We start from the raw sequence: 21,106 nt of genomic DNA on the forward strand, positions 1-21,106 counted from the left end.
AAGAGCTTAGTATTAAAAAAATATGTTCTAAATTTTATTTGATGACTATTAATTAATCCGATTGAGCTGTCTTTTTTGTTTCATTGATATGTACAGTCGGTATGTTGACAATTTCAAATGTGGACGAAGCCAATCTTACTTTTTCGTTTGTTTTTTGAATTCTTTTACCGATTTCTTCGTTTAGAAGATGTTTGGTGACCCTTCTTTTCTTGTAGTCTACAATATACCTCAAATTAAACTGTACCCAATTATCCGTCATGGTAATGGCAAGTGTGGGGTCAACTTGGGCATCTTCGATATAGTATTTGTTTACCACATCTTTCCATTGTGCAATGGAGCTTTGGACATATTCGGATAAATTTTCTTGGGCAACTGAGATAACTATTTTCTTTGCCAATTCGATATCCGAACCATATCTTATAGGTAGATCAAATTCATCCCAAACAAATGGAAAATCCAAAGAATAATTATAAACCGGCCCTTTAAAAACAAAGGCATTGCTCAATTTAACAATGCGTCCGCTGTAATTGTCGCTGGACACCCACTTACCAATTTCCATCATAGTGGTGTACATACTGTCAATATCTATCACATCCCCTTTAATGCCATTCAATTCTATGCGGTCTCCCGGCTTGTAGACCCTAACAAAAAATATATAAAAAGAACCTGCTATGCTCAATATCAATTCTTGTAACGTTATGGTGATTCCTGCGGTGAGAAGCCCCATAGCTAGACCAAAATCTTTAATACTACCGGTAAAATAGGAAATGGTAATTAAAATGATCAATAGATATCCGACAACTTGAATTGCTTTTTGTGCTTTGTATTTAATGGAGTTGTCATGAAGATTTTTCTTCATCCACTTTCGTGTCCAAGCGATTAAGATGAATATAAAGACAACCCAAGCCAAATACTTAAGGATACTTGATGTGAGCGCTTGATCAGAGAACCAATCTTGTAAATTTTCAAATACCTCCATTTGGGTGCATTACAATTAAATTCCGACCGGAATGTACATACGTTAGTTACGCATTTTGATAGGAACACTTAAAAATACGGAATTTATACCCTTTTTAACTGGTTTACAGCTAATCTAGAACTGAAAATTTAATATGTAGTAGTCATGTTGGTATCTACACAGATAATAAAGTTGGCCAAATTCTTGTTCTCTTCCTCCAGTTTGTGCACATTTTCCTGCGTTACGGTGGAAATGGTCCCGTATTCCAAATCAGGTCGTTCCAATTGCAGGTACCACAGAATACCCTCATAATTGTTGGAGTGGTAGGCCCCGTTGTAATGCAAGAACAAGGATCCTTCCTTGTAATTTTGAAGGATGAAGTGGGCCATCGTCGCATCTTTAATAGCTTGAGCCATAACTAGAGTAGGGCTACCGTGGTCCCCCATCATTTTTAGGATTTTTTGATACCCCGGAAGTTCGGGGTCATAAGCAATGGGCAAAGGCGCAATCCATTCTTTTTCTTGGGCAGTAAGCGAGTCCAACGCTTCAAAACCGTCCTTGTACACCATACTGGCGTAGCGCCGGGGCACGTTGGAGGCCACAAAAACCAAACTACTGTCCTTCGCAAAGTCAACCAAAGGAGCATAATCAGTTTTATGGTTGTTCCACAGCCGTGCAGTGGAATCCAAAGCTTTATAATCTATTTTTCCCGATAAATAATCGTTGAGCTCATCTTGATTATCGGATTCGATCATTTCTGCACCAAGAATGAGCTGTCTTTTGGAATGAAGGTCAGCTGTAAGCTCGTATTGCAACCAATGGGCAATAGGGTTGTTGTGCAATTCCCCGAACAAGACCATATCCTTTTTCTCCAAAGTCTTCAGCATTTTTTTGTACGAAACCTTTTTGCCTTTGGCGTTATAGATGACGTAGGGTTCTTTTTGGGCCGATACGGTTAGTAGGTAAAGGGTAAAAGCGGTTAGGAGGAGTGTTTTTTTCATTCTTCGTTTTAAACTTTTCTATTGGTTAAACTGTTGTAGTTTTTAAGTGAGGTGTGACATATGTTCCAAAAGCTGTCAATTCGAGTGAAATTCCAGAGGAATTTTGTATCGAGAATCAGTTTTTGGCTTGAAATGCTAGTTCTCGTTACAATTTTTCAAAAGAAAAATCACTCGAACTGACTAATTTTATCTACAATAAATGGTGCTTAGTTTATTGATATTCCAAATGCCCTTAAAACATATAACACGCCAAGTACGATAAATACAATCAGCCCAAACACTATATTGATATCATATGACAATAACCAATAATCGTAATTTTTCTCTTTTCGATTGCTTTTGATATGCATTATCAACCAAATTGCTGATTCAACCATCATTACAATTCTTTAATTAAGTCAATGAAATCTATCATAAAGCTATTTTATAAATAGCGTCTGAGTATAATTTTCCGCACTAACAATTATGTAATTCGTTACCTCTCCCACTCCGTATGAAAAACACCCTCACGGTCCAATCGTTCATAGGTGTGCGAACCAAAGTAATCGCGTTGCGCCTGAATCAAGTTCAACGGCAAACGACTGCTGGTGTAGGCATCAAAATAGGTAAGTGCGTTGGAAAGTCCGGGTAATGGAATTCCGTTGGTAGCTCCGTAGCTAACCAACTCTCTTGCTGCATCCACCGTACTTTGTACTTTTTCCACAAAAGAAGGGGAAAGCAGTAAATTCTGTAACTCTTTATCAGCTTGGTAGGCTTTGGTAATATCGGCCAACATCGCGGCACGGATAATACAGCCTGCCCGCCAAATTTTAGCGATTTCACCCAGTTCAAGCTCGTAACCATATTCCTTGGAGGCATCGGCCAATTGGTGCATTCCCTGTGCGTAAGTGATGATAAAGGCAAAATACAAAGCTTGCTCGGCTTTTGCCGTAAAATCTTCCTTGTCCACCGCTTTTGGGGTAGGACGCTCGTACAATTCGTCTGCTTTGATACGTTCCGCTTTTAGAGCGGAAATTTCACGCATACTCACGGCAATGTCAATAGTCGGTACAGGGATGCCCAAATCCATGGCGTTTTGGGACGTCCATTTCCCCGTTCCCTTTTGTTTGGCCTTGTCCAAGATCATATCCACAAGGTCATTATCGGTCAAATCGTCTTTTTGATCAAAGATTTCAGACGTGATTTCCACCAAAAAGGATTGCAAACGTCCTTCATTCCATCTTGCGTAGGTTTTGTGTAGCTCATCATTGGTAAGTCCTCCCGCTTTTTTGAGCAGGTCATAAATCTCGGAGGTCAACTGCATCAAACCGTATTCGATACCATTGTGGACCATTTTTACGTAGTTTCCTGCGGATTTTGGACCCAAATAGGCCACACAGGGCTCACCTTTGTATTTAGCGGAAACCGCTTCAAAAATAGGTTTTACGTGTTGGTAGGCTTCTTTGGAACCTCCCGGCATAATGCTCGGTCCTTTTCGGGCACCTTCGGCACCTCCAGAAACCCCGGCACCAAAAAAGTTGATGCCCTTTTCCTTTAAATAGGCTTCGCGACGGTCGGTATCGGTGTAAAAGGAGTTTCCTCCATCAATAATAATATCACCTTTGTCCAAATAAGGAAGTAGGCCCTCGATGACGCTGTCCACAATTTTTCCCGCGGGCACCAGTAACATAATTTTTCTGGGAGTAGTCAACGATTGCACAAATGTATCGACCTCTGTGGAGGCATTCACTTTGGATGGGTTACCCCCTTCGTTGATCAAAGCGTTCACTTTTTCTTCATCAAGATCATTCCCAAATGCGGTAAACCCGTTATCAGCTACATTTAGAATAAAATTACGTCCCATTACTCCAAGGCCCACAAGGCCAAAATCATACGTGTCCGCCATTATATACTTTCTCTTTTTTGATGTTAATACAACTCTAAGGTTGCTATTTGTTGAATTATGAACCTAAAATAAACCTTATCTTCGTTATGCTCAAAAATATTGACAGCTTATTAAAATGAATTGTCAATAAGGGCAAAACTCGCCAGAAAACAAAAATACTATGAAAAAAACAGATAATCAGATGCTCGTGATATTTGGAGCATCGGGTGATTTGACTGCAAGAAAGCTGATACCTTCCCTGTTCAATTTATATTTAGCGAAACAATTACCAGAAAACTTTGTGGTGTTGGGCGTTAGCCGAAGTGACCTCTCGGACAAAGCATTTCGGGACCGTGTGGTGTATGAGAGTGAATATTTGAAGAAGAAGACCAAAGATTTGGACAAAAGCAAGATAAAAGGTTTTGCAGATAAGCTTTATTATGAAGATTTAGGCGATAGTTATAATACGGATTATGGTTCTTTGAGAAAACGGGTGGAAGCCCTTAAAGAAAAACACAACACTTCGGGGAACATCATTTATTATTTATCTACACCGCCTACGCTTTACGAAACCGTATCCCAGAACTTATCCAAGGCGGGTATGAACACCCAAAACAATGGTTGGAAGCGCTTGATTGTGGAAAAGCCTTTCGGGTATAGTCTGGAAACCGCACAAGAACTCAACAAGGGACTTCATAAATATTTTAAGGAACATCAGATTTACCGAATAGACCATTATTTGGGCAAAGAGACTGTCCAAAACCTCTTGGTGACCCGCTTCTCCAATAGTATTTTTGAGCCACTTTGGAACCGTAATTACATTCAGCATGTTGAAATCACCAATGCAGAAAGTGTTGGTGTAGAAAAGCGTGGGGGATATTATGATAAATCCGGAGCCTTGCGTGACATGTTTCAGAATCACTTGTTGCAGATTGTTTCTTTGGTTGTCATGGAACCTCCTATTGGAGCAGATGCAGAAGAAATACGAAATGAAAAAGTGAAGGCTCTAAAGTCTTTACGTATTATGACGGATGAAAAGGAACTTTTTGAAAATACAATCAGAGCACAGTATGTGGCTTCCAAAGTTGGAGGAAAAAAGGTGAAAGGATACCGTGAGGAAGATGGAGTGGACCCAAATTCAACTACGGAGACCTATGCAGCCATTAAATTTTATGTGGATAACTGGCGTTGGCACGGTGTTCCGTTTTATGTGCGCACGGCTAAAAGAATGCCTACCAAGGTGACCGAAATCGTGATTCACTTTAAAAAGCCGCATCATCAAATTTTTAAAGGTTCCGAAATGCAGGAGATGGACAATAAATTGATAATCCGTATCCAGCCAGATGAAGGAATCTTGATCAAGTTCGGGGTTAAAGTTCCCGGACAAGGCTTTAAAGTTGAGCGTGCCAATTTGGACTTTTACTATTCCAGTTTGGCCGAAACTTACGTGATGGAGGCTTACGAACGCCTGTTGCTGGATGCTATGCAGGGTGATGCCACTCTTTATGCTCGCGCCGATGAGGTCGAGGCCGCTTGGGAGTTTGTTGATCCTATTTTAAACTACTGGAAAAATGGTAAAGATGTTCGTGTCTATGGTTATGCTGCTGGGGCTTGGGGTCCTGAAAATGCAGATAATTTGATTGAAGATGATGGCTATTGGCGGAATCCCAGTGAGAATTTAGCAGATGACCCAGGGTATTGTGTGATTTGCTAGCTTCAATTATCAATAAACAATTGACAATGAACAATTCTTCTTTCGAGTGTCATCTTGAGCACAGTCGAAAGATTAGTTGAGAAGAAAAAATTAAATTTATGGATTTAAAAATATATAAAGATAAGCAAGAGGTAGCTAAGCAATTCTCAGGCTATTTTGTAGATCAGTTGAAAGATAAAGATACTTTTCACGTCGCGTTGTCGGGAGGGAGTACCCCAAAAATAGTTTTTGATGTGCTTGCCGAAAATTTTGCCGACAAAGTGGATTGGAGCAAGGTACATTTTTATTGGGGAGATGAACGTTGCGTAGCCCCAACGGATGATGAGAGCAATTATAAAATGACGGTGGAGCATCTCTTTTCCAAAATTGAAGTGCCCAAAGAAAACATCAATCGAATATTGGGTGAAAGGGACCCCAGTGGCGAAGCTTTGCGCTATGCCAATCTGTTGGAAATTGATTTGGACAGAGTGGAAGACATACCCCAGTTCGATTTGGTAATTTTAGGAATGGGCGATGATGGACACACCGCTTCCATTTTTCCTCACGAAATTGAGTTGTGGAATTCCGAAGACCATTGCGTAGTGGCAACCCATCCCGATTCGGGCCAGAAACGGGTTTCCATCAACGGAAAAGTCATCAACACGGCCAAAGAAGTAGCCTTTTTGGTCACGGGAGCATCAAAAGCAGAAAAAGTGGAGGCCGTTGTCGAAAAAACGGAAGGTTCTGAAGTCTATCCAGCATCTCTGGTGAATCCATTATCGGGTAATTTGGTTTGGTTTTTGGATGAGGAAGCGGCTACAAGGCTCAATCAAAGTCCATCTTAACGTTTTCACCTTGTAAAAACTCCAAGTATTCATTCACTTTAAAGTTGTTGGATTCGTATTTGCTGTCTCGCTTAAAAGCAGATTGTTTACGTTCTTTACTGCGAGCAAAACGACGGATATCTTGCTTGGTCTTTAAAATAAGGCCGGGCACAGGTTTATTTTTACCGTCTTCGCCCTTTGCCACCATTGTAAAGTACGAGGAGTTACAGTGTTTTACTTCTCCTGTAGTTATATTTTCGGATTCCACACGAACCCCGACCACCATGGAGGTTTTTCCAGTATAATTAATGGAAGCCTTAAGTGTGGCCAATTCTCCCACTTCAATTGGATTAAGAAAATCAACTCGATTGACCGAAGCCGTTACACAATAACTTTGTGAATGTTTAGAGGCACAGGCGAAGGCAATTTGGTCCATAAGGTTGAGAATGTGCCCCCCGTGAACTTTGCCCCCAAAATTGGAATGGGAGGGAAGCATAAGTTCGGTAATGGAAACCCTGCTTGTTCTGGATGATTTGAACTTTTTCATATTTTGTTGGAGTTTTTATAGAACCCTTTTGTGAAAGGGAAATAAAAGACGTGCAAAATGATAATCAAATATAATCCAAAGCTTAAGGAACTTGCAAGAGAACTCAGGAGGAATGCTACGAAATCTGAAGTACGGTTGTGGCAGAAGCTAAAGCGCGACCAGATGCACGGATACGATTTTCACAGACAAAAACCTATTGATGAGTATATTGTTGACTTTTTCTGTAATAGACTAAGGCTTGCTATAGAGGTAGATGGCTATTCACATGAAATATTGGAAGTTTGGGAGAGAGATGTCAAAAAAACCAACCGATTGAATGAATAAGGAATTCAGGTACTTAGATTTTCGGATGCCCAAGTTTTAAAAGATATGGATAATGTTTTGCGTGTGATTGAAGAATATATCTTTCAGTTTGAGGCTAAAGGAAATACACCTCCCTCAATCCCTCCTTCTTAGGCGGGAAGCCATTTCCCCTCTAAAAAGAGGGGCTAGGGGTGTGTTATTTAATTCCTAAGAATCGGAGATTTCTCGGAATTTACTTCTGTGATAAAATATTTGGTGTCGCCCAACCAGAAAAATGTAGCGTAGCGTTCTTTGTAGGTCACCTTAATATACTGACCTTGATATTCTTTCATTTTTTCAATGATTTCCTTTTCACCATCTTCCACGGAGAACGAGAACACATTGGTGCCAGATAAGCCTTGGCTTATTTGCCCTTCCCAGGTTTTCACCAAAACACCCTTTCTACTGAATTTGATGAGTTCCCCGGAACGATACCCTTCACTATAGGGAACGTAATAGATGAAAGCAAAATAGCCCACAACGCCAACTATGATGGCAGTAATGAATATGGTCAGGATTTTTTTCATGGTCAGTGTTCTAGTTTAGTGTTTCTAAATCGTCTTCGTTTGCGCGTTTTAAAATGGGTTCGGGCAGCGATTTTTTCGCTTTGGCCCCCATGGTTCTCAGTTTTTCAATACGACCTATAATGTTGCCCTTACCATCGAACAACTTGTTCATGGCATTTTTGTACTCACCTTTGGCATCGTCCATTTTTTTGCCAACCTGCGTCAAATCTTGCATAAACCCTACAAATTTATCGTAAAGGGCGCCTGCCTGTCGCGCAATTTCCATAGCATTCCGCTGTTGCTTTTCGTTGCTCCACATCGAATCAATGGTGCGGAGGGTGGCCAATAGGGTAGATGGTGTGACAATAACAATATTCTGCTCAAAAGCCTTGTTGTACAATGATACATCTTCATTTATGGCGACGGCAAAAGCGGGTTCAATCGGTACGAACATTAAAACAAAATCAGGGCTCTCCATTTCGTAGAGGTCCTCGTATTTTTTGGCCGAAAGCTGTTCCACGTGTCTGCGCAAGGAGTTGATGTGATCCTTCAAGAATTTGGGTCTGTCTTCTTCTTCGGCATTGGTGTAGCGCTCGTAATCCGTTAGTGAAACCTTGGAATCCACCACCATTTTTTTGCCGTCGGGTAGATGAATAATCACATCGGGCAACACTCTCGTACCATCTTCCCGTTTAAAGCTTTGCTGTACGCTATATTCCCTATCTTTTTCCAATCCAGATTTTTCCAGCACACGCTCCAACACCAACTCCCCCCAGTTCCCTTGCATTTTGCTATCGCCTTTCAGGGCTTTGGTCAGGTTTTCGGCCTCTTGGGTAATCTTGAGATTTTGGGTCTGTAAAGTGAGCAATTGCTCTTTAAGGGAAGAGTGAATGCTTATATTTTCCTTTTGGGACTTTTCTACCTTTTCCTCGAACTCTTTTATTTTTTTGTTTAGTGGCGTCAGAATATTTTCAATGTTCTCTTTGTTGCTCTTGGTGAATTTTTCACTTTTTTCATCCAGAATCTTATTGGCCAAGTTTTCAAATTCTTTGGTAAACTTCTCTTGAAGCTTTTCCAGTTCTTGCTTTTGTTCGGTTAGCTTTTCTTCTAAATTCTGTGATTTGGACTCCTCCCGAGCCAAACTGATTTCAAGTGCTGATTTCTTTGTCTGAACTTCCTTCAATTCTTCTTTTAAAGAAGACTCCACTTCTTTTGATTTGATTTCTCGCTCCTGCCAAACACTCTCAGTGGACTTGATTTTCAGTTTTTGAATGTACATCCCTGCAAACAGGCCAATGACCAATGTGATAATGCCAATAATAATAAAGGTAAGTTCTGTGCTCATTAAAAAGTTTCTGAAGGATAAAGATAACGGATTACAAAGATAAAATGTCATTTCTTCGAAAGCAGAAATCCACAAAATGGAAGTTGAAATTTGGAAAGCGGGTGGATGCTGAGCGCAGTCGAAGTATCACGCGGAATTACAGTAATCTATCCTTTATGCTTTATGGATGAAATTCGTCAGTTCGAGTGTTTTTGGCAAAAACGTATCGAGAACTAGAATTTCAAGCGACTAAAACAATTCTCGATACTAAATTCCCTTGGAATTTCACTCGAATTGACAGTTATTGGTAAAAAAACTTTCTATACATAGCTATCGGCAATCCCTATTTTGAAACCTTAAACGAACCCGTTTTAGCATCAAACTGAACCATTTCCGACGGAAACAAACGGTCAAAATGTTTTTGTTCAATGAGTTGGCAAGGATCTCCGAAAGGATTGTCTTTTCCATCCAAAATCAATATGCGGTCGCATAACTGAATGGCCAATTCGATTTCGTGTGTCGTAAACAGGATGGTCTTCTGTTTGTTATGGGCCAATTCTTGAAGCATTTTTAAAATCTGCACTTTGTGATACAGATCTAAATGCGTGGTGGGTTCATCCAAGAGAATCAAAGAGGTATCCTGAGCCATAGCACGCGACACCAGCACCCGCTGTAACTGTCCATCACTAAGTTCGTGACATTTGCGGTGTCGTAGGTCTTTCAATAAAAAGGCATCCAAACTCGCTTCAATCTGTTGCTTGTCCTCTTTCGTCAAAGTACCCAACCAATTGGTGTAGGGTTGTCTGCCCAATGCAATCAATTCTTGTACGGTCAGGTTTTTGGAAGCAGGTTGCTCCGTTAACACCACGCTAAGCTCTTTGGATAGATTGGACGAGGTATATTTTTCCAGCGGTTTTTCATTCAAAAGTATATCACCGGAAAGTTTCGGTTGAAATCCGCCCAAAGTCCGAAGTAGTGTGGATTTTCCAATACCATTGATGCCCACAACTCCGCATAACATTCCATTTTCCAACTCAAAATTGATATGCTCTGCTACGATTTTTGAATCGTAACCAATGGCCAAATCTTTAATGGACAATATGTTTTTACCAACTTTTGCCATCAGAACATCATTTTTCGTTTACGTACCAAAAGCCATATAACCACGGGTGCCCCTACCAAGGATGTGATGGCGTTGATGGGCAACACGCTGGCGGAATTAGGCAATTGGGCCAAAGTATCGCATAAGAGCATTAAGATGGCACCATATAGCATTACGGCTGGAATCAACACTTTGTGTTCCATGGTATCAAAAATTTGACGGGTAAGGTGCGGAACGGCCAAGCCAACAAAAGCTATGGGTCCAGCGAATGCGGTAATGCCTCCTGCCAATAATCCTGTGGCGATGATGATGGTCAATCGTGATTTTTTCAAGGAAACTCCCAAACTTTGCGCGTAGTTTTCTCCCAAAAGAAAGGCGTTTAATGATTTTATGGATATAATGCTTAACAGAACACCCAATACGACAATGCCTCCCAATAAAAGCAGTTGGTTTGTGGATAAATTGCCCACACTTCCAAACGACCAAAAAATGAAGCGTTGTAGGTTTTCAGCACTTGAAAAATAAGCCAGCACGCTTACAATGGCCGAGGTGATGCTACCGAACATCAAACCGATAATCAATAAAGCCATGGTGTCCTTTACGCGCTGGGCGACAAGCATAACGACCAAGAGCACCAAAAAACTACCGATACTGGCTGCAATGGCCAAGGAAACATCACCCAAAAAAGAGAAAGAGGTATAGCCTGCCAACAATGAAGTGCCCATCAAAAGTAAGGCAGCGCCCAAACTAGCACCGGAACTGATTCCTAGTACAAAAGGTCCTGCCAATGGGTTTCGAAACAAAGTTTGCATTAAAAGTCCGCTCAAGGACAGTCCTCCGCCCACCAAAATAGAGGTAAATGCCTTGGGCAACCGATAATCCCAGATGATGTATTCCCAAGATGCAGTTTCAGGGGGTTCCCCAAACATAGTGGACAATACCTCGGTAAATGGAATGGAAACCGAGCCCGAACTAATGTTCAGGAGCCAAGCGCATAGCAGTGCCAGTGTCAAAAACACAAAGGAAATACGATATGTTTTTGCTCTTTGCATTTATTGTAATGGTTTGATGAATTGCAATTGATGTTCTGGTAACAACTCTGGATGCAATATTTTGATGAAATCCCTTAAAACCATATCGGGTCGGTGTGGTGCCAATTCGTAGAAAACGAGACCGCCAGTTTCTCCCTTTTCAATGGCGTTGGAGTACACTTTTTTATTTTTAAAAGCTTCAAACTGCTGATGATGGGTATTGGCTTCATTCAATTCCATATATGTGGTTTGCGCGGAAGGGTTAAACCAATACTCGGCATCTTGTGCTTTTTCCAGAACGGACTCCAAGCTAAGCCCGATGCTTCCTGTTGCCTCGGTGTCGGACCATAGATAATCGGCGTTGGCGTCTTTCATAAACTGCGCCATCCAACTGTTTCCTCCTGCTACGTACCATACATCTTTGTATAATCCCCCGGTTAAGACTGTTGGTTTGGTTTTTGCTTTTTGTGCCAATGCTGCGGCTTGTTGATAGGAGGATTCAACCTCCTCAAAAATGCTGTCGCCCAATGCTTCTTTTTGAAAGAAAGGAGCAAAGAATTTAATCCATTCCGCTTTTCCCAAAGGGGTGTGTTCCACCCAATCCCCATTGTAAACCACTGGTATCCCCGCCTTTTTTAGAATATCGTAGGTCTTGTTTTCTTCGTTAATACTGAATCCGATGATGAGTTCTGGGTTTAGTTCGAGGACCATTTCCGTGTTGAGCACATCATTCATTCCCAAATCTTGGATTTGTCCGCTGTCCACAAATTTTCTTGCTTCTGGTGACGAAATGTAGTCGGTGTTGGGAAATCCAATAATGGTATTGAGTTCGCCAAGTTGGTTTAAGGGTTCAATATGGGTGGTAGAGGTGAGTACCATCTTTTCTACGGGAGTGCCGATAATGGCATCGTAGGCATCACGCGGAAAAGTCATTGCGTGCAATTTTTCCTTCGGAACTAAGGCGTACGTAAAATTATTAGCTCCTGGCCAAGCCGCGGTGACTTCTATCACGGTGAAATCGGCTTGTTTTTTTACGGTAAAGCCGGTTGCATAGGTTATGGAGGATGTTGATTCTTGGTTTTGAACGGGTTGTGTTTTTTTTGCTTGCTTGCACCCCATCAAAACCATCAAAAGGAATCCTAAGAATAGAACTGACCGCTGTTTTTTTGCCATAGGTCAAAAGTAAGATTATTTAAGTTTTGCGAAAAAAGATTAAACAGATTGATTAGCTTTGGTTTCGAATTTTGGTTCGCACGGAGTTTCCGTGGGATTAAAAGGGAATCCGGTGCAAAACCGGAGCTGTTCCCGCAACTGTAAGTATATGCCGAATCGGCACTGGTGTTATTTGAGCGTCAGTACGTAGTAGGCGATTGTCTCTTCTTCAAAGCCACTGCCCAATGGGTGGGAAGGTAGGAGACAAAACACAAGCCAGGAGACCTGCCAGATTCAAACAATCAATGTTAAACTTTCGGGATAAAAGTTTACGTATGCATCACATACTATTCTCCCGTTTATTCAATTAAACGAAATGAAAAAAAATCATTTATGGTTAATTACCGCTCTATTGGCGGGTAAGGGGATTTTTGCGCAAAATGTACCGCAAGATTCACTTAAAGTACAGCAACTGGACGAGGTTGTTGTAAGCGATTCAAAATTTGAATTGAAAAGAGAAAACTCAGGAAAAACGGTGATTAAAATCACTGCTGAGGAAATGCAACGCAATCAAGGCAGGACGGTTGCGGAAATCATCAACACCAAAAGTGGTATCGAGATTGCCGGTAGTCGCGGCCGTGACGGCGATGTGCTTGGGGTGTATGCCCGTGGTGGCCGTGGGCGTCAGGTGTTAATCATTATTGATGGTGTTCGTGTGTCGGACCCATCCACATTTTCGGCGGAGTATGATCTTCGGTTGTTATCACCCGCTACGATTGAGTCCATTGAGATTATCAAAGGGGCTGCCAGCACACTTTATGGAACCAATGCGGTTACGGCCGTAATCAACATCACTACGAAAAAGGCTTCAAAACAGAAGATTGCAAGCAATTTTGAAACGAGCGTAGGAACGAATCAAACCGCTGATGACCAAAATTACAATATTGGAAGTATTCAAAATTATGCCAATGTCAACGGTACTTTGGGGAAGTTCAATTATGGGGTTGATTTTTCAAATCGATATAAGAGTGGATTGTCTGCTGCCGTTACACCTGAGAATGAAGAGGATGTTTTCTCACACTTTAGCACCAATGTAAAGCTGGGCTATCAGTTTTCGGAAAGTTTTGGGATTCAGGTTTATGGTAACCAGACCAAGTTTAAAAATGAATACGACGCCACTTTGGCCGAAGCTTCCAATTTGGGTGAGAATGAACAGCAACGGGTTGGTTTAGCTTCTGAATTTAGCTATGGCAAAGGTTCGATACACCTAAATATGGCATTTACAGATTATGAATCCTTGGCCATTGATACTTTTGGTGAAAGCATGACCGAAGGAAGTAACTGGGTGTTGGATGTGTACAACAAATATGTTTTTGGTGAGGAATGGCATACTGTTTTAGGTGTTAACTACATTAAGGATGAAGCCGTTTTTTCAGAGAAGGTTGATTTTACCATTGTGGATCCTTATGCCAATGTGGTGTATGTTTCTGACTTTGGTCTGAACTTGAATGCGGGTGCGAGACTAAACAATCACTCTGAATATGGAAACCATTTTGTGTACAATGTGAACCCATCCTATGTGTTTGATACGGAAAAGGGGTATGTAAAATTGATGGGATCTTATGCCACATCTTATATCACCCCTAATTTAACGCAGTTGTTCGGTGCTTTTGGCGGAAACCCTGATTTGGAACCGGAAGAAAATGCGACCATTGAAGGTGGTATAGAACTTAAATTGAGCAACAAGTTTAGAATTAGCACGGTTTATTTTGATAGAAATGAGACCAATGCCATTGGTTACGATGTCAATTTTATGAGTATCAACATTGCGGATGAAATTGATGCCAATGGGGTAGAGGTGGAAGCTACGTGGTTGCCTTGGAGCAAGTTTAGTGTTAATGCCAATTATACGTTTACAGAACGGAAAGGAGACAATGCCATCCGTATTCCAAAGCACAAGGCAAATGTATCCTTGTGGTATCAGGTTTGTAAAAGCACGAATGCATCGTTGGATTATGCTTACACAGGGGAACGTTTTGACACGGACTTTGTAACATTCTCGGATATCGCTTTGGAACCGTTTTCCTTGCTGAACTTTTCCATCAGGCACGAACTGATCAAGAACAAACTCAATGTGTTCTTCAACGCAGACAACTTGTTGAACGAGGATTATAGGGAACTACTCGGCTTTACGACGCGAGGGCGGAACTTTAGGGTCGGTCTCAACCTTAACCTTTAAAAATATAAAAAGGCTGTCTAAAGAGTGAACTTTATGTCAACCTGAACTGGTTTCAGGTTCTCATTACGATTGTAGAATATTATAATGAGATTCCAAAACAAGTTCGGAATGACGATTTTGTAGACTTTTAGACAGCCTCTTTTATTACTTGTTCAATTGTAAAGGGTTTTCCAAATACATATTGTCCTTAACCGGTGTATGAAGTCTTGAACTGGTAAAATGTTCGGCAGGCATTTCCACAGTAAAGTCGATTTTCGCAGAACCACCGGAAATTTCTTGTAGCGCGCGGGCCAATAGTGGCTCGTTCACGTCTCCCAAAATCCCAAGGTTGGTCAAATCTTCGCTGAGGGAAATATCGGGAGTTAATCCATTTGTGTAATCATAGAATCCATCAGCATTCTCATTTCTTCCAACTAACGGCTGCAATCCCCAGCTGTTCTGAGCATTAATATTGCCTTCACGGTCGCTATTATAAATGAAAGAGTTATCAATGTCGTCAACCAGCGTGATGGAAAATTCGTTTTTTCCTCGCGTAGTCTCACCAATATGTATGACATCCATATAAGGTTCGAGTCCGTTCATTACCAATTCACTCGCCGAAGCAGAATCGCCCGTAGCGATAACAAATACCCTGCTCAGGTTTAGCGAGTTAATTGCACTTGAACCTGTGGAGCTGGCAAAATAATCGGTCAAGAACTCATCAGAAAACTCAGCCTGAATTTTATCGTTCCAACGTTGTTTAATGTAAACGTCGCTGGTATTGGTCCCGTAGACCATGCTTGCCAAAAGGCGTGAAGTGTTTACAGAGCCACCTGGGTTATAGCGCATATCCAAAACCAGTTCTGTAGCGCCATTGGCTACAAATTGTGCAAAAGCAGCGTTTAAATCTTCATTAAAGCTGCTTAAAAAGCGATTGTACATCAAATAAGCTACTTTGGTACCATTTACATCCAAAGTTTCCGCAATCAAGATTGGATCTTCTACCTGGTTTTCGATTTTGGTAAGTTCGACTTCTTTATCATTGTCGGAAATGGTATTGTTGGCCACAGTGGCCATTCCAAGTGTATAAGTGCTGTTTTCACCAAAAAGAAGATTAATATAGTTTTGTGTTGTCAATTGCACACCATCGACCCGAGTAAAAAATTCACCTCTTTGAATATCTTTTGTGGAAGCATCCGAATCTGGCCAAACATATTGCACATAACCAAAAACATCACCGGATTCACCAATAAGCCCCAAGCCAAATTCTAGTCCATTACTTTGAGATATACCGGAAAGGCTGCTTACCAATTCACTATAATCTTCGTTGGCGAAGCTAAATCGGTCTATGGCAGTTTCTTCTCCATAAACTTCCTCATGTCTGTTGCAAATACTGTAATAAAAATTTTCCGCATCAGGATAGGACTCTAAAAAAGCAGTGTATTCCGCATTGGAACTAAACCTATCATCAGCAAGATCGGGAACGTCAGCCTGCCAAAAATACCAAAGGTTCATGGCCTGCCACATAAAATTTTGAGCGGTGACATCCACAGTTTCACCATCCGGGTTGGGATTTGGTTCGGGCTGAGGTGTGGAACCGGGGTCAATTATATTGTCATCACTACTACAGGATACCAACAAAAACAATCCTACAAAGAGGAAGAAATACTTTTTCATAGCTTAATTTTTAATGAAATTACTCAAATTTTATTCCAAATGTATCAGAGGTGTAGGTTGAAATGAGTAAAATTACACGGACGACCGTGTAAATTTTCCTTGCAAAATAGGTTTATATCAGGAGATAACAAATTTTTTGTAACAAAATTCGATATGTATCGTCGTGATAGTGTAGGTCGATAAGAAAGACACAAAAACAACTAAGACAACCAAATGAAACAAACAGAATTCTTAAATGTGGTTTTGCCTTTTCAGGACAAACTTTACAGGCTCGCAAAGCGCTTGTTGGTTTCTCGGGAAGAAGCTGAAGATGCCACTCAAGAAATTTTGTTGAAGCTATGGTCAAAAAGTGAGTCTATGGAGAAATACAAAAATGTAGAAGCTTTTGCCATGACTATGACCAAAAACTTTTGTTTGGATCGGTTAAAATCCAAACAAGCAGGAAATCTGAAATTGGTCCACAGTAACTACAGCGACGAAAACACCTCCTTACAAAAGCAGTTGGAGGCTGAGGACAGCATAAGTTGGATGGAGCGGATCATGGAAGACCTGCCAGAACAACAAAAAATGATATTGCAGCTACGCGATGTAGAGCAATACGAGTTCGACGAGATATGCGAGCTCATGGACATGAAACCGACCGCAGTGCGCGTAGCATTGTCGAGGGCAAGAAAAACAGTAAGGGAAGAACTAATAAAAAAACATAACTATGGAATTGGGTAACATAGAGAAAATATTGGAGAAGTATTTCGAGGCCACTGCAACAGTGAGCGAAGAAAGAACACTTAGGGAGTATTTTTCGCAGGAGGAGGTCGCACCCCACTTGGAGCAATACAAGCCCATGTTCAACTACTTTTCCATGGCCAAGGAAGAAAAGTACACCAAGCAGGTGCCATTAAAACCTAGAGTAAACTATTACAAGTGGCTATCCGTTGCAGCGGCAGTAGTTCTTGCCTTTGGTATTTATTTTGGTAATCAGTACCAAGAAACAAAGCGTTTAGAGCAAGAAAAGGCGGAGTACGCCTACGAGGAAACCAAAAAAGCTTTTGAACTCTTAGCGGAAAATTTTAGCCGCGGAACAGAAAAAGTAGCTTACCTCAACGAATTTGAAGAAGCAAAACAAAAAATTTACAACAACAATTAAAAAACGTAACAAAATGAAAAAGTATATTTTAATCACAGTAATGGCATTATTGCCTTTGGCAGGATTCTCACAATCAGTTTTTGACAAGTTCGAAGATTTGGACGATGTAACCACGGTAATCGTGAACAAGAGCATGTTCAACCTATTGGCCAAAATGGACATCGAAACAGATGATCCAGAAGCCAAAGAATTCATAAATATTGTGAATAGCCTAAAAAGCTTGAAGGTGTTTACCACTGAAAACAAAAAAATAGGCGATGATATGAAATCTTCTGTGGATAGCTACCTCAATTCTTCCAAAATGGAAGAGTTGATGCGAATCAAGGACAAAGATGCCAATGTTAAATTCTACATAAAAGAAGGTAAGGATGCCGATCATGTAAGCGAATTGCTCATGTTCGTTACCGGTATGAAGAATGTGGAAGCCAATGGACAGCGATTTGAAACAGTGATTTTATCGCTGACCGGTGATATTGATCTGAACAACATCAGCTCGTTGACCAAAAAGATGAACCTGCCCGAAGAATTGAACGAGGCGGAAAAGAACAAATAATTTGAAGTTCGGTTGGCAATAATTTGTTGGGAATTGTAACAAAACGCAATAAAAACCAACTCATTATTGTCAACTGATTTTAGTTTACAATATCAATCAAAAAAACAAAAAAGATGAAACATTTAATTAAATCCATAATGGTGGCGGGAGCTTTGCTCTTGGCTTCGTGTGCTTCGCAGCCCAGTCTTCAAGAGTATTATGTGGACAATTCGGAAAACCCGAATTTTTTATCCATCGATGTCCCTGCCAGTATTCTTAAAATGGATGAGGTGGATTTGACCCCAACTCAAAAAGAAGCCATCGAATCGCTTCGAAAATTCAATTTGTTGGCCTTTAAAAAAGATGCGGACAATGAAGCAGAGTACGAGATCGAAAAGAAAAAGGTGAGTGAGATCCTAAAAGGAGATGAATTTGTGGAGCTTATGAAGATCAACTCCAAATATGGCAAAGGTGTCATAAAATATTTGGGAGACGAGGATGCCATAGATGAGGTCATTATATACGGAGATAGCAAAGACAAAGGATTTGCTTTGGTACGCGTACTGGGCAAGAATATGAACCCTGCACACATTGTCCAATTAATGCAAGCTATTCAAAAATCCGATTACAAAGGAGAAGGACTTGGAGAAATTGGCGATTTTTTAAAGGGCTAAGACCAATCATCATATAATTAGGGAAAGAGCGCATTTAGCGCTCTTTTTCATTTTAAAAATATAAATAAAATGACCTAGTTTGGTATCTTAGTGTCTCATTGTAAGAACACTAACTAAATTAAAACCTCATGGAAAAGGCACAAGAATGGTTTGACTATGGTATTGAACTCGCCAAAGAGTTTGGTCCTAAATTGATCACAGCGCTCCTCATTTATATTGTGGGTATGTGGGTGGTCAAGAAAATTATTGGGGGCACCCGAAGGGTAATGTCCAAAAGCAACTACGACCAATCGCTGCAAAAATTCTTGCTGAACCTGTTCTCTTGGGCGCTTAAAATATTCCTTATCATTATCGTTATTTCCCGTTTAGGGGTCGATGTTACCACCTTTGCTGCTGTAATCGCCGCAGCAGGTCTTGCCGTTGGGTTGGCCTTGCAAGGTTCGCTCTCCAATTTTGCAGGAGGTGTGTTGATCATGATTTTTAAGCCCTATAAAATTGATGACTTAATCGAAGCACAAGGGGTTTTGGGCAAGGTAAAAAGTATTGAAATATTTACCACCAAATTGGTAACTCCACAAAACAGACTGGCCATTGTTCCCAACGGCGCCATGGCCAATGGAAACATCGTCAACTATACCGCCGAAGGGAAAGTTCGGGTAGATACCGTAATCGGGGTCGGCTACGATGAAGATATTAAAAAAACCAAAGAAGTATTGCTCAAGGTACTGACCTCGAATGAAAAGGTGCTAAAAGACCCTACACCATCGGTAAATGTATTGGAGTTGGCGGACAGTTCCGTGAATTTTGCCGTAAGGCCTTTTTGTAAGCCCGAGGATTATTGGGATGTGTACTTTGCAATATACGAGAATTGTAAAATAGCCTTGGACGAAGCTGGCATCGAAATTCCATACCCGCATTCCGTGGAAATCCATAAAGAGGCTTAAGAACCATCATCATTTCGAAGGATTGCAGCGATTGAGAAATCCATTCAGCTTTCTCACGCTCTCTTTGGTCGGTTCGAAATGACAATTAAATATGTAATGTGATTCCGCTTGGTCACCCTGAACTTGTTTCAGGGTTCCATTCCAATGGGATTGTTTCAAGGAATCAACCATAAAGATTCCTGCTTTCGCAGGAATGACAAAGAGCCTAAACCCCAGTATAATTCGCTGGGGTGATTTGTTTCAGTTCTGTTTTTATGGCTTCCGAAACTTCAAGGGTATCAATAAAATCCGCAATGGATTTTTGGTTGATTTTCTCGTTGGTGCGGGTCAAGCCCTTTAGAGCTTCATAAGGATTGGGATAGCCTTCCCTTCGCAAAATCGTCTGGATAGCTTCCGCAACAACTGCCCAGTTATCCTCTAAATCTTGCTCGAACTTGGGTTGGTTCAAGACCAATTTGTTCAAGCCTTTTAAGGTGGATTGGAATCCAACTAGGGTATGTGCAAAGGGCACTCCCACATTTCTCAAAACGGTACTGTCCGTAAGGTCGCGTTGCAATCTGGAAATGGGCAACTTGGCGGACAAATGCTCAAAAATGGCATTGGCCAAACCAAGGTTTCCTTCTGAATTTTCAAAATCGATGGGATTTACTTTATGTGGCATGGCCGAAGAGCCTACCTCTCCCTTTTTGATTTTTTGCTTAAAATAATCCATGGAAATGTAGGTCCACATATCTCGGTTCAAATCAATCAAAATGGTATTGATGCGCTTAAGGCAATCGAACAAAGCCGCCATGTGGTCGTAATGCTCAATTTGCGTAGTGGGGAAAGAGTGGTGCAAACCTAATTTTTCCTGAACAAACTGCTTTCCGAAAGCTCTCCAATCATTTTTTGGATAGGCTACTTTATGAGCGTTGTAATTTCCGGTGGCCCCCCCGAACTTGGCCGCACTTGGGATATCGTTCAATAAATTGAACTGCTCTTTGAAGCGCTCCACAAATACCTCAATTTCCTTGCCTAATCGGGTAGGGGAGGCAGGCTGACCGTGGGTACGTGCCAACATGGGGATGTTCTTCCATTCCTTGGCCAGTTCCTTCAATTTTTCAAAAACCTCCAAATAAGAAGGAACGTACACATTGTTCATAGCTTCTTTGATGGACAAAGGAATCGCGGTGTTGTTGATATCTTGCGAAGTCAATCCAAAATGGATGAACTCCTTATATTTTGGAAGCTCCAAGGCATCAAACTTTTGCTTGATGAAATATTCCACTGCTTTTACATCGTGGTTGGTCGTTTTTTCAATGTCCTTTATTACCTGTGCATCTTCCGAAGAAAACTCTTGATATATTTTCTGCAATTCGGGAAACAATGTCGTGTTGAAATCGGCCAATTGTGGCAAGGGAACCTCGCAAAGGGCGATAAAGTATTCAATCTCAACTTGAACACGGTACTTGATGAGGGCCTCCTCCGAAAAATAGTCTTTTAGGGCTTTGGTTTTGTTTCTATATCTACCGTCAATCGGCGTAATGGCATTAAGTTGTGTCAACGACATGGTCAAGAAAATTTTGAAAGCATC

General features: G+C 41.0%; 20 protein-coding genes and 1 riboswitch. Of the genes, 9 read left to right on the forward strand and 11 right to left on the reverse strand.

What is annotated here, in order from left to right; genetic code table 11:
- Positions 1–52: 52 nt before the first annotated feature.
- The 3 genes from J4E06_RS13090 to gnd form a co-directional block, all read right to left on the reverse strand.
- Positions 53–859: a mechanosensitive ion channel family protein gene (locus tag J4E06_RS13090; RefSeq protein ID WP_349524392.1), complete on the reverse strand. Its 807-nt coding sequence runs from the start codon at positions 857–859 to the stop codon at positions 53–55.
- A gap of 248 nt (positions 860–1,107) precedes the next feature.
- On the reverse strand, positions 1,108–1,959 hold the full coding sequence (locus J4E06_RS13095) for a ChaN family lipoprotein (protein ID WP_349524394.1): 852 nt from the start codon (positions 1,957–1,959) through the stop codon (positions 1,108–1,110).
- 475 nt (positions 1,960–2,434) lie between these two features.
- Positions 2,435–3,844: an NADP-dependent phosphogluconate dehydrogenase gene (gene gnd, locus J4E06_RS13100; protein ID WP_349524395.1), complete on the reverse strand. Its 1,410-nt coding sequence runs from the start codon at positions 3,842–3,844 to the stop codon at positions 2,435–2,437.
- A gap of 160 nt (positions 3,845–4,004) precedes the next feature.
- Here gnd and zwf point away from each other — a divergent pair, with 160 nt between their 5' ends.
- Together zwf and pgl are read left to right on the forward strand one after the other, a co-directional pair.
- On the forward strand, positions 4,005–5,537 hold the full coding sequence (zwf, locus tag J4E06_RS13105; RefSeq protein WP_349524396.1) for a glucose-6-phosphate dehydrogenase: 1,533 nt from the start codon (positions 4,005–4,007) through the stop codon (positions 5,535–5,537).
- Positions 5,538–5,635: 98 nt separating this feature from the next.
- Positions 5,636–6,361, forward strand: coding sequence for a 6-phosphogluconolactonase (gene pgl / locus J4E06_RS13110; protein ID WP_349524397.1), 726 nt, complete (start codon positions 5,636–5,638; stop codon positions 6,359–6,361).
- Here the strand turns inward: pgl and J4E06_RS13115 are convergent.
- Entirely contained in the window at positions 6,342–6,887 is a 546-nt protein-coding gene (locus J4E06_RS13115) for an acyl-CoA thioesterase (RefSeq protein ID WP_349524398.1), read from the reverse strand. The genes pgl and J4E06_RS13115 overlap by 20 nt on opposite strands.
- 57 nt (positions 6,888–6,944) lie before the next feature.
- Here J4E06_RS13115 and J4E06_RS13120 point away from each other — a divergent pair, with 57 nt between their 5' ends.
- Positions 6,945–7,211 (forward strand): endonuclease domain-containing protein, encoded by a 267-nt coding sequence (locus tag J4E06_RS13120; protein WP_349524399.1) that lies wholly within the window; start codon positions 6,945–6,947, stop codon positions 7,209–7,211.
- 179 nt (positions 7,212–7,390) lie between these two features.
- Here J4E06_RS13120 and J4E06_RS13125 read toward each other — a convergent pair whose 3' ends face one another.
- The 5 genes from J4E06_RS13125 to J4E06_RS13145 all read right to left on the reverse strand — a co-directional run bounded on the left by J4E06_RS13125 (position 7,391) and on the right by J4E06_RS13145 (position 12,365).
- Complete coding sequence (locus J4E06_RS13125; protein ID WP_349524400.1) at positions 7,391–7,756, reverse strand: DUF8785 domain-containing protein; 366 nt, start codon at positions 7,754–7,756, stop codon at positions 7,391–7,393.
- A gap of 10 nt (positions 7,757–7,766) precedes the next feature.
- Entirely contained in the window at positions 7,767–9,080 is a 1,314-nt protein-coding gene (locus J4E06_RS13130; protein ID WP_349524401.1) for a DNA recombination protein RmuC, read from the reverse strand.
- 322 nt (positions 9,081–9,402) lie between these two features.
- The gene (locus tag J4E06_RS13135) at positions 9,403–10,182 is read right to left on the reverse strand and encodes an ABC transporter ATP-binding protein (RefSeq protein WP_349524402.1); all 780 of its coding nucleotides are present in this window, start codon (positions 10,180–10,182) and stop codon (positions 9,403–9,405) included.
- On the reverse strand, positions 10,182–11,213 hold the full coding sequence (locus J4E06_RS13140) for a FecCD family ABC transporter permease (protein ID WP_349524404.1): 1,032 nt from the start codon (positions 11,211–11,213) through the stop codon (positions 10,182–10,184). Before J4E06_RS13140 ends, J4E06_RS13135 begins: the two co-directional genes overlap by 1 nt.
- Positions 11,214–12,365 (reverse strand): ABC transporter substrate-binding protein, encoded by a 1,152-nt coding sequence (locus J4E06_RS13145; RefSeq protein ID WP_349524405.1) that lies wholly within the window; start codon positions 12,363–12,365, stop codon positions 11,214–11,216.
- Between the two features lie 55 nt (positions 12,366–12,420).
- A riboswitch (cobalamin riboswitch) is annotated at positions 12,421–12,651 on the forward strand.
- A gap of 69 nt (positions 12,652–12,720) precedes the next feature.
- Between J4E06_RS13145 and J4E06_RS13150 the strand changes: the two genes are divergently transcribed.
- Positions 12,721–14,583 carry a TonB-dependent receptor plug domain-containing protein gene (locus J4E06_RS13150; protein WP_349524407.1) on the forward strand — a complete coding sequence of 621 codons (1,863 nt, stop codon included), beginning with the start codon at positions 12,721–12,723 and terminating at the stop codon, positions 14,581–14,583.
- 144 nt (positions 14,584–14,727) lie between these two features.
- Here J4E06_RS13150 and J4E06_RS13155 read toward each other — a convergent pair whose 3' ends face one another.
- Positions 14,728–16,239 carry a GFO_1087 family putative carboxy terminal peptidase gene (locus J4E06_RS13155; RefSeq protein ID WP_349524408.1) on the reverse strand — a complete coding sequence of 504 codons (1,512 nt, stop codon included), beginning with the start codon at positions 16,237–16,239 and terminating at the stop codon, positions 14,728–14,730.
- 213 nt (positions 16,240–16,452) lie between these two features.
- Here J4E06_RS13155 and J4E06_RS13160 point away from each other — a divergent pair, with 213 nt between their 5' ends.
- The 5 genes from J4E06_RS13160 to J4E06_RS13180 all read left to right on the forward strand — a co-directional run bounded on the left by J4E06_RS13160 (position 16,453) and on the right by J4E06_RS13180 (position 19,533).
- The gene (locus J4E06_RS13160) at positions 16,453–16,962 is read left to right on the forward strand and encodes a GFO_1088 family ECF-type sigma factor (RefSeq protein WP_349524410.1); all 510 of its coding nucleotides are present in this window, start codon (positions 16,453–16,455) and stop codon (positions 16,960–16,962) included.
- A complete protein-coding gene (locus tag J4E06_RS13165; RefSeq protein ID WP_349524411.1) occupies positions 16,949–17,383 on the forward strand; it encodes a PG0215 family putative anti-sigma factor in 435 nt (144 codons plus the stop codon). Before J4E06_RS13160 ends, J4E06_RS13165 begins: the two co-directional genes overlap by 14 nt.
- A gap of 13 nt (positions 17,384–17,396) precedes the next feature.
- Positions 17,397–17,936, forward strand: a complete 540-nt coding sequence (locus J4E06_RS13170; protein WP_349524412.1) for a GFO_1090 family protein — start codon at positions 17,397–17,399, stop codon at positions 17,934–17,936.
- 113 nt (positions 17,937–18,049) lie between these two features.
- The gene (locus J4E06_RS13175; protein WP_349524413.1) at positions 18,050–18,589 is read left to right on the forward strand and encodes a GFO_1091 family lipoprotein; all 540 of its coding nucleotides are present in this window, start codon (positions 18,050–18,052) and stop codon (positions 18,587–18,589) included.
- A 128-nt stretch (positions 18,590–18,717) separates the two neighbouring features.
- Positions 18,718–19,533 (forward strand): mechanosensitive ion channel family protein, encoded by an 816-nt coding sequence (locus tag J4E06_RS13180; RefSeq protein ID WP_349524414.1) that lies wholly within the window; start codon positions 18,718–18,720, stop codon positions 19,531–19,533.
- A 205-nt stretch (positions 19,534–19,738) separates the two neighbouring features.
- Here J4E06_RS13180 and purB read toward each other — a convergent pair whose 3' ends face one another.
- The gene (gene purB / locus J4E06_RS13185; protein WP_349524415.1) at positions 19,739–21,082 is read right to left on the reverse strand and encodes an adenylosuccinate lyase; all 1,344 of its coding nucleotides are present in this window, start codon (positions 21,080–21,082) and stop codon (positions 19,739–19,741) included.
- Between the last annotated feature and the right edge of the window lie 24 nt (positions 21,083–21,106).

Origin of the sequence: Allomuricauda sp. NFXS6 (assembly GCF_040148835.1) — a bacterium.
Lineage (GTDB): Bacteria > Bacteroidota > Bacteroidia > Flavobacteriales > Flavobacteriaceae > Flagellimonas.

Bases quoted from the DNA above. Each gene is read 5' to 3' on its own strand.
- J4E06_RS13090 (WP_349524392.1), bottom strand. From the start codon at position 859: ATGAAGAAAAATCTTCATGACAACTCCATTAAATACAAAGCACAAAAA.
- J4E06_RS13095 (WP_349524394.1), bottom strand. From the start codon at position 1,959: ATGAAAAAAACACTCCTCCTAACCGCTTTTACCCTTTACCTACTAACC.
- gnd (WP_349524395.1), bottom strand. From the start codon at position 3,844: ATGGCGGACACGTATGATTTTGGCCTTGTGGGCCTTGGAGTAATGGGA.
- zwf (WP_349524396.1), top strand. From the start codon at position 4,005: ATGAAAAAAACAGATAATCAGATGCTCGTGATATTTGGAGCATCGGGT.
- pgl (WP_349524397.1), top strand. From the start codon at position 5,636: ATGGATTTAAAAATATATAAAGATAAGCAAGAGGTAGCTAAGCAATTC.
- J4E06_RS13115 (WP_349524398.1), bottom strand. From the start codon at position 6,887: ATGAAAAAGTTCAAATCATCCAGAACAAGCAGGGTTTCCATTACCGAA.
- J4E06_RS13120 (WP_349524399.1), top strand. From the start codon at position 6,945: ATGATAATCAAATATAATCCAAAGCTTAAGGAACTTGCAAGAGAACTC.
- J4E06_RS13125 (WP_349524400.1), bottom strand. From the start codon at position 7,756: ATGAAAAAAATCCTGACCATATTCATTACTGCCATCATAGTTGGCGTT.
- J4E06_RS13130 (WP_349524401.1), bottom strand. From the start codon at position 9,080: ATGAGCACAGAACTTACCTTTATTATTATTGGCATTATCACATTGGTC.
- J4E06_RS13135 (WP_349524402.1), bottom strand. From the start codon at position 10,182: ATGGCAAAAGTTGGTAAAAACATATTGTCCATTAAAGATTTGGCCATT.
- J4E06_RS13140 (WP_349524404.1), bottom strand. From the start codon at position 11,213: ATGCAAAGAGCAAAAACATATCGTATTTCCTTTGTGTTTTTGACACTG.
- J4E06_RS13145 (WP_349524405.1), bottom strand. From the start codon at position 12,365: ATGGCAAAAAAACAGCGGTCAGTTCTATTCTTAGGATTCCTTTTGATG.
- J4E06_RS13150 (WP_349524407.1), top strand. From the start codon at position 12,721: ATGAAAAAAAATCATTTATGGTTAATTACCGCTCTATTGGCGGGTAAG.
- J4E06_RS13155 (WP_349524408.1), bottom strand. From the start codon at position 16,239: ATGAAAAAGTATTTCTTCCTCTTTGTAGGATTGTTTTTGTTGGTATCC.
- J4E06_RS13160 (WP_349524410.1), top strand. From the start codon at position 16,453: ATGAAACAAACAGAATTCTTAAATGTGGTTTTGCCTTTTCAGGACAAA.
- J4E06_RS13165 (WP_349524411.1), top strand. From the start codon at position 16,949: ATGGAATTGGGTAACATAGAGAAAATATTGGAGAAGTATTTCGAGGCC.
- J4E06_RS13170 (WP_349524412.1), top strand. From the start codon at position 17,397: ATGAAAAAGTATATTTTAATCACAGTAATGGCATTATTGCCTTTGGCA.
- J4E06_RS13175 (WP_349524413.1), top strand. From the start codon at position 18,050: ATGAAACATTTAATTAAATCCATAATGGTGGCGGGAGCTTTGCTCTTG.
- J4E06_RS13180 (WP_349524414.1), top strand. From the start codon at position 18,718: ATGGAAAAGGCACAAGAATGGTTTGACTATGGTATTGAACTCGCCAAA.
- purB (WP_349524415.1), bottom strand. From the start codon at position 21,082: ATGTCGTTGACACAACTTAATGCCATTACGCCGATTGACGGTAGATAT.